This is a genomic window from Faecalicatena sp. (assembly GCF_058819085.1).
The window spans coordinates 25,737-32,972 of the sequence record NZ_JBZUUL010000008.1 but is presented as its reverse complement, the minus strand read 5'-3'; the positions used below and the strand labels follow the sequence as shown (position 1 = coordinate 32,972).

Annotated in this window: 10 protein-coding genes; 2 read left to right on the top strand and 8 right to left on the bottom strand. The window is 41.4% G+C overall.

Annotation, left to right across the window (positions count from 1 at the left end):
• A partial coding sequence (locus tag AC4OGX_RS05500; RefSeq protein ID WP_493328975.1) for a hypothetical protein occupies positions 1-864 on the bottom strand: 864 nt, incomplete at its 3' end.
• A gap of 151 nt (positions 865-1,015) precedes the next feature.
• Between AC4OGX_RS05500 and murG the strand changes: the two genes are divergently transcribed.
• A complete protein-coding gene (murG, locus tag AC4OGX_RS05495) occupies positions 1,016-2,083 on the top strand; it encodes an undecaprenyldiphospho-muramoylpentapeptide beta-N-acetylglucosaminyltransferase (protein ID WP_493328974.1) in 1,068 nt (355 codons plus the stop codon).
• A 52-nt stretch (positions 2,084-2,135) separates the two neighbouring features.
• Here the strand turns inward: murG and AC4OGX_RS05490 are convergent, their stop codons facing one another.
• Positions 2,136-2,681: an RNA polymerase sigma factor gene (locus AC4OGX_RS05490; RefSeq protein WP_493328973.1), complete on the bottom strand. Its 546-nt coding sequence runs from the start codon at positions 2,679-2,681 to the stop codon at positions 2,136-2,138.
• Positions 2,682-2,694: 13 nt separating this feature from the next.
• Positions 2,695-3,102, bottom strand: a complete 408-nt coding sequence (locus AC4OGX_RS05485; protein WP_493328971.1) for an HIT family protein — start codon at positions 3,100-3,102, stop codon at positions 2,695-2,697.
• 267 nt (positions 3,103-3,369) lie between these two features.
• Between AC4OGX_RS05485 and AC4OGX_RS05480 the strand changes: the two genes are divergently transcribed.
• Positions 3,370-4,101: a sensor histidine kinase gene (locus AC4OGX_RS05480; protein WP_493328970.1), complete on the top strand. Its 732-nt coding sequence runs from the start codon at positions 3,370-3,372 to the stop codon at positions 4,099-4,101.
• 39 nt (positions 4,102-4,140) lie between these two features.
• On the opposite strand, the gene AC4OGX_RS05475 is transcribed toward AC4OGX_RS05480, so the two are convergent.
• From AC4OGX_RS05475 to AC4OGX_RS05455, 5 genes are read right to left on the bottom strand one after another with little or no spacing between them, the layout of a single operon-like run.
• Entirely contained in the window at positions 4,141-4,716 is a 576-nt protein-coding gene (locus AC4OGX_RS05475) for a rhomboid family intramembrane serine protease (RefSeq protein WP_493328968.1), read from the bottom strand.
• A 33-nt stretch (positions 4,717-4,749) separates the two neighbouring features.
• Positions 4,750-5,535 carry a DUF6382 domain-containing protein gene (locus AC4OGX_RS05470; RefSeq protein WP_493328967.1) on the bottom strand — a complete coding sequence of 262 codons (786 nt, stop codon included), beginning with the start codon at positions 5,533-5,535 and terminating at the stop codon, positions 4,750-4,752.
• A 3-nt stretch (positions 5,536-5,538) separates the two neighbouring features.
• Entirely contained in the window at positions 5,539-6,012 is a 474-nt protein-coding gene (locus tag AC4OGX_RS05465; RefSeq protein ID WP_493328966.1) for a TadE family protein, read from the bottom strand.
• Positions 6,013-6,444 (bottom strand): prepilin peptidase, encoded by a 432-nt coding sequence (locus AC4OGX_RS05460; RefSeq protein ID WP_493328965.1) that lies wholly within the window; start codon positions 6,442-6,444, stop codon positions 6,013-6,015.
• A complete protein-coding gene (locus tag AC4OGX_RS05455; RefSeq protein ID WP_493328964.1) occupies positions 6,432-7,229 on the bottom strand; it encodes a TadE family protein in 798 nt (265 codons plus the stop codon). Before AC4OGX_RS05455 ends, AC4OGX_RS05460 begins: the two co-directional genes overlap by 13 nt.
• Between the last annotated feature and the right edge of the window lie 7 nt (positions 7,230-7,236).

Sequence of the window (7,236 nt, the reverse complement as noted above, 5' to 3'; positions counted from 1 at the left end):
ATTTTTTACTATAAATTTATTTTCTAATTCATCTTCTTTCTTTTGTCCTGATGAAGAGTCCGAATCATTCTGATATACTGTATACCGTATTACTTCTCCATCAAAAATATAAAATATAAGAGCTCTCCCTTGTTTTACATCTATAGTACACTTATCAAAATTCATATTTTCTGGAATATATCCCATGTGTACTGGTAATATTCCTAGCTTTTCTCTTATTTCTCTATATGCTGTCACCTCATCTCCATCCTCTGATTCTTTTATATCCATATCTTTTACATTTGTTACTTCCATAGGTTCTCCACCATGAATTCTCTCCCACAAAACTTTCAAATATGACTTACTCCCCACGCTAGTCATACCCGTCCCAAGCACTAGAACTAACACTGCTGCCAATGCAATAACAAGCTTTTTCTTCCGAGGCATACGAAATATTCTGCCTTTATCCGTTTTTCCCACCTTTCCGCTTTTGTCTCTGTTAAGGTGAGCATGATACTTTGGATTCACCTCAAAAAGTTCCTTCTCTTCTGTATTTTTCTTTTTTAATAACTCTCTTCCGAGGCGCAGTGCTTCCAAATCTTCCTCTGAAAGGCGAACTACATTGCCATCATTTGTATGTACAGAAAAATCCGGCACAAGTTCCTCTGAGAGTTCTTCTGCCGCGCCATCAGCTGTAATATTCCTCTTTTCATGCACCTTTGCATTTTTCTTTTCATAACTGTGGATCTTAGCCAGAAGGGATGCCTCCATCTCATCCGACACTTCGATATCTTTAAGGTCGGGATTCCTCGCAATCTCTTCTTCTATCCTTCTGGCCTCATTTTCCATCTCTTCCTTCAATGATAGTCTCTTGTTTTGTTCCATGCTTGTTCCCCTTATTTTTGGCTACTACTTTTTCTTGACTTTTTATTAAATAAGTTTAATATGAAATTATATGTGTTTTTTCGGTTATATGCAACTATGACTTAACACTTTATCAACAATCGTATATTTCAAGTTTGGAGGTTTTATATTTATGAAACGAATTATACTCACCGGCGGTGGTACAGCCGGGCATGTCACCCCCAATATTGCCCTGATCCCCCGTCTGAGGGAATTAGGCTATGATATCCAATACATAGGATCTTATAATGGGATTGAAAAGGAATTGATCGAACCTTTCGGAATCCCTTACCATGGCATTTCTTCCGGCAAACTGCGCCGCTATTTCAGTGTACAGAATTTTACAGACCCTTTCCGTGTGATCAAAGGTTTTGGTGAGGCTCACTCAATAATTAAAGAATTAAAGCCTGATGTTATTTTTTCAAAAGGTGGTTTCGTATCTGTACCGGTTGTCCTGGCTGGTAAACGTTGTAAAGTTCCTACAATAATCCATGAATCAGACATGACACCGGGACTGGCTAATAAAATTGCCATTCCTTCTGCTAGTAAGGTCTGCTGTAATTTCCCAGAGACCCTGGAGTCTCTTCCGTCAGAGAAGGCTGTCCTGACAGGATCACCCATCCGGCAGGAACTGCTGTCCGGCAACAAGATTGCTGCTATGGACATGTGTGGTTTTTCTGCTGATAAGCCAGTTATCCTTGTTATTGGAGGAAGTCTTGGCTCTGTGGCTGTTAATAATGCTGTCCGCCTTGCCCTGCCTGAACTTCTGGAGCATTTCCAAATCGTTCATCTATGCGGCAAAGGTAAAGTCGATGATTCTCTGAACAGCATGAAAGGTTACGCTCAGTTCGAATATATCAAGAATGAACTTCGGGATATATTCGCTCTCGCTGATATTGTAATCTCAAGGGCTGGTGCAAATGCGATCTGTGAACTACTTGCATTGAGAAAACCTAATCTTCTGATCCCCCTTTCTGCAAATGCCAGTCGCGGAGACCAGATTTTAAATGCCCGTTCCTTTGAACGTCAGGGCTTTAGTATGGTATTGGAAGAAGAAGAACTCACAAAGGAGTCTCTCCTTGAGGCAGTACAAAAGCTTTATGAGAACCGCGGTAAATATATGGACGCTATGCGCGATTCCAGGCAACAGGATTCTATTGATACTATTGTTGGGCTGATAGAAGAAATCCGTACGAAATAAATTCCGGTTTGTCATGAATTTAAGAAACAGGTGTCGAAAAGACACCTGTTTTTTATAACCGGTTCAATTCGTCATACTCAACACCAAATGTTTTCTTTATCCAGTCCTTGGCTCTATGTAACAAACTATGCAGCACTTCAACACTTACTCCCATTTGTTCAGCAACCTTAGTCTGTGGGATCTCTAAATAATATGACAGTGTTATCGCCTCATACCATCTACGGTTTCTCATCATCAATGCTTCAAATATACGTTCATGAAGATCTGTACGGTCCAGTTCCAAAAGTTCTTTCATCACTTCATCTTCTGCACTCTCAACCATGTCCTGAATTACGGAATCATCAGTAACCCCATTATCAAGTACCTCATGTTTTATTTTCTTCTTGTAGTTTAAAGCATAATTCTTAGCAGTAGTAAACAGCCATGATTTAATATTGCTGTGATTCATATCATCATAAAATATATAGAGTTGGAGAAAAGTATTTTGAGTAATATCCTCTGCTACATCACGATTACCTGAATAAGTATATGCCGCCTTCAAGACAAGATTTTTATATTTTCCATAAATCTCATCAAATTCACGATTTTCAGTCAACATTTCTTCTCCGGCTTTAATTTAATTTTCCCAATATTTCTTCTTTATCAGCTTCTGAAAGTTCGCCCATCTTCCAGCCCAGTCCTACACCATCGCCCTTGTATCTCGGGATCAGATGCATATGAAAATGAAAGACAGTCTGCCCTGCTGCCTCTTCATTGTTCTGTACAATATTATATCCATCACACCCAAGCACATCTTTAAGCTTTAATACCATCTTCTTGGCCAATACCATTGCTTTAGCTGCCAGAGTCTCATCCAGATCATACAGATTCCGGTAATGCTCTTTTGGAATGATCAGTGCATGTCCTTTTGATGCCGGGCTCAGATCCAATATCACACGGAAGTCATTATCCTCATAAAGCGTTGATGATGGGATCTCACCGGATGCCAACTTACAAAAAATGCAGTTATCGTCTTTCATAGCATTTCCTCATTTCTTTTAATTATTTATTAGTAGTATATCCTATTTTTTACCAAATGAGAAGGGGTATTTCTCGACGGAATGCTGTCGAAACTTGTCTGCCAGATTTTGTTGAACACCAGTATCCATCGTGCTAGACTACAATTAAGGTATACCAAATGGGATACCCTGACACATGCCCTGACAGGCAAATCCGTAATAAATTACGGTATAAAATTGTACCCAATGGGCAAATAAGCTATACCATTAAAGGAGGGACTTAAGATAATGCTACATAATATTGACATCAATAAGATGAATGCGCTTATGGAGGAAAATTATGACGCAAAACAAATCATCACCCAGCTGCTCGACAACCACCATGAGACGGTATCAACGATTGCACATGAAGTACGCAATCCGCTTACACTCATTTCATCTTCGCTTCAAGTCATGGAAATACAACATCCCGAAGTCAAAGATTTTCCGCATTGGAAACAGACTACCGAGGATATTGAGTTTGTGTGTCAGCTTTTAAACGAACTGTCAACCTTTAACAATGGCGATACACTTCATTATTCTGTATTTTCCATTGAACGGCTTCTAAAAAACATTGCCGTCTCTTTTGCAATTTCTTTAGACTCCGAAGATTCGGATATCGAATTTACTTCTGAAATTCCCTCCGGCCTGGGCGACTTCACAGGTGACAAAATGAAATTAGAGGAAGTGTTCCTCAATCTTCTGAAAAATGCAAGGGAAGCCGTTACAGATGAGGGCAATATCCGTTTAACAGCAAGCCGTAATCATGATACACTGACGATCCAATGTGTGGATACAGGGTGCGGCATTTCCGACGAGATTATCGATTATATCTTCGAACCGTTTAAAACATACAAAGAAGGCGGGACAGGACTTGGCCTGTCGCTTTCAAAAAAGATCATTGAATCACACGGCGGATCTATCTCTGTTGAATCCAAAGTGGATGAAGGCTCTACGTTTACAATAAAGCTTCCGATCTAGCAGCAGAATATCTCCGTAAAACCAGACCATCTCAGTGATCTAACGGTATATCAAAGCCGCCGTTATAAATCCGCAGACGAGTCCGCCTATGTGCGCTGCATTATCTACCCCTGAGCTTGTAATTCCAAAGTACAGGCTCAGGGCAACCATAAACAGGATTCCCCTGTTTGTGATCCGGCCTGCCCTGCCATGATTTTTAAGCACAACACATACCATTGCACCCATAAGCCCAAAAATTGCACCGGAAGCACCGGCTGAAACAACCAGCTCATCTGCTTTTGCATTCATATATAAAGACAAAAGATTCCCACCCAGTCCTGATATGAAATAAATGATCAGGAATCTCACTTTACCTGTCTCCATTTCCAGATTCCATCCTAATGCTCCTAACATCACCATATTATTGAGCAGATGGCTGATTCCGAAATGCAGAAACAGACTGGTAAAAATTCTATAATATTCATGTCCCTCCACAATATATGGCTGGTACATGGCCCCATGCTCCAGCATAAACATGCTGTCTTCCGTCATCCCGATAAAAGAAAGGATGAAAAACACCGCTACATTTACCACGATCAATGCTGTTGTACAAACCGCTTTTTTATTATCTTCCAATGGAATACTCCTTTACATATCGTATGATACATATTATAAAGGTTGATCATCCTGCTGTCCATCGGTTTCTAATATCAGATCCCGCCAATTTCCCCAGCGGCTTTTTTTCAGTTTATCAGTGGCTTTTTTCCATGGCTTCCAATGCCCGCCTATCTCCCGAATCGTTTCCACATCAGGAGTCTGCACATATTCCTCCTCTTCCAGTGAGAAAAGGTGGTCATCAGAGATCCCTCCCTTTTCTTCCATCATTTCCGTCACCTCTCCACCTCTTCTTTTTTCTTCATGCTCCCGGTATTCATTCATGATCTTCTCCAGATCATAATTTTCCTGCAGTGTGGCCTTATGAATCTCATAGGCCAGAAGGATCCCTTCTGTTTCTTCATAGTCGAGCTTTTTCACGAAGTATTCTGTTATAACATGAAAAGCTTCACAAAGCGGCTTTTTCCGCGCCGGGAGATAACAAAAATGCCATGTACCGTTTCCAAAGAACATAAACTCCGGATAAAGCAGCAGACTGTCCGGGCTGAGCATATAACGTCTGAGAGACTTGACCACCTCCATCAGACGGTTTACAAAAAGAATCATATCGTCCCGCTTTATAGGTGCTGTCTCAAACATTGTTTTCATTGAGATCATCCCTGTCACCATATAACTATACCTGCTTTTCTGGTCTATCCCGCACCCTGTAATATCCAGCAGGCCTGGAATATCATTCTCTGTGAGCATATGGATCTGGTAATCTTCCTCATATCCCTGGGGCAGATCTATATGCAGACAGACCTTGTTTAGTTCTTTTTCATATCCTGTTTTCATTTTCATCTTCTACTCCTTTCCTCCCGCTGCGCCCCCTATAGATTCTAACTGTCTCTTTTTCCTGATCTTGTCTTCCGGCTTTGGGATCACAGCTTTCTGGAAGACTGAAACACGCATCCAGCCTTTTCCTGCGTGGACAGATACCTCGATAGATTTCTTATCCTGATTGGTCTCAACCCCTGAAAGCCTTAGTAATACCAGTTTCCCGTTTACCCTTTCCCTAAAGAAACTCTGCAGATCTACATCCTCTTTTCCTTTTTGTCTTGCCATCTGCGCTCCTACAACTGCCGTTTCCGCCGCTGCGCCGTTCAGGATATTTTTATCGTGATAATAAAAAACTGTATAGACCACAAGCAGAAAGATCATAAGGACAACCGGCAGTATATACGCCATTTCAATTGTGATACTGCCTCTGACCTCTGTATACCTATCTTTTTTACTCCACAAAATTCTTTTTGCCCGGTCTTTCGTATAATGATTCATTTAAAATCCTCCAAGACATACCCATATAGCATAAGAGATGCATAAAAAAGGTACGAATGGATATCCTGTACTCCGGTTAAATCTGTGAACACACAAGGCAAATATGGCAAAAACAGCTGACAGCAGAAATGCCAGTACCAGAACCCCCAGAAGATTCCAAAATCCCAGATAAATCCCCAGGATTAAAATCAGGATACTGTCGCCATATCCAAATCCCTCCTCTGTCACTTTGCTGACTCCGCTAAACACAAGCCCTACGGCCGCTCCCGCCAGCGCCAGGACAATAGGGATCTTATCCTGATAAACACATAATATTCCCGCAGCAATTCCACCGGCAGCCAGAATCCATACCGGCAGCCGCCGTACCCGGATATCTATGACAGAAAGCATACATAAATAAACACCGCACCCTAATTGACTTATTTCGAACATCTGCTGCATCCTCCTAACATACTTACTTCTGACTTCTTAACTGCATAGACCGTTCTCTTAAGTCCGCTGCAGTTCAGAGAGTTATGATACTTTCCTCCCGTATTCGTTACATATACTCCTGCCATTGTATTTCCATGTACGCACTTGTCACATTTGTGATATCTTCCTCCATCTTCATTCCGAATCCCTGACAGGTTTGATGCCGGCACAAAACGTATAGACAGCTGTAAATAGGTACACTGGTAATCTTCATGATAAACGAAACCATTGTCTGTAATATAAACGATCTGCTCCTCCTGTGAATCACCTTCCCGTTTTGAATACCCGTTCCAGCCCTTCACTTTCATGGTTTCTTTGAACTTCGCTGTTAACCTTGTAAACTTAGGGAATGGAAGCTTAACGGTATATTCCACAGTAACATGGATTTCTCCTGTCAGAATAGACATGTAGGTCTTGCCACAGTGAATGCCGGAGCTTCCTCCCGCCAATATACTCCTTTCCACTCTTTCTGATCCGATATTATTTACAATATCACTTTTCAGCTTTATAATATTCACAGCAGGCAGCATTACTACGTCTTGTGCCGCAGTCTTAGCCGCACTTTGAACCGCCGAACGGATACTCATCCGTATGGACTGGATCTCTAACAGATAGACCAGACTCAGCACTGCAAATAGAAATATGGGGATCGTCAATGCCGCCTCCACTGTTACACTTGCTTTTGAACCCAATATAGATGCCCTTTCCTTGTTCGAGTTGGTTAGGGTAAAACTTGTATGTTTCATCGCAGTC